This is a genomic window from Polaribacter sp. Z014, from assembly GCF_023555435.1.
In the GTDB taxonomy this organism is placed as follows: Bacteria; Bacteroidota; Bacteroidia; order Flavobacteriales; family Flavobacteriaceae; genus Polaribacter.
On the sequence record NZ_JALCZP010000146.1, the window covers coordinates 1 to 342 of the forward strand.

At 39.5% G+C, this 342-nt stretch carries 1 tRNA gene; it reads right to left on the reverse strand.

Features of this window, described 5'->3' with window-relative positions:
* Positions 1–257: 257 nt before the first annotated feature.
* Positions 258–331: transfer RNA gene (locus tag MPF19_RS19250), tRNA-Asp, on the reverse strand.
* Positions 332–342 lie beyond the last annotated feature (11 nt).

The window sequence follows — 342 nt, forward strand, 5'->3', positions numbered from 1 at the left end:
GGGACTCGAACCCGCGACCCCCTGCGTGACAGGCAGGTATTCTAACCAGCTGAACTACCAGACCGTTGCTTTAAGCGGTTGCAAATATAACATCTTTTTTATAAAAAAAAAGCTTTATTTCTCTTTAAATGTAAAATTATTTACAACACAATCTTAAATACCACAATTGATGGACTTTATCTAAAAATTTATTTTTAAAACTCAAATAAAAAAAGTCTTTAAACGAAAAAAGCACCTCATAAATGAGGTGCTTTTCGCGGTCTGGACGGGACTCGAACCCGCGACCCCCTGCGTGACAGGCAGGTATTCTAACCAGCTGAACTACCAGACCGTTGCTTTAAG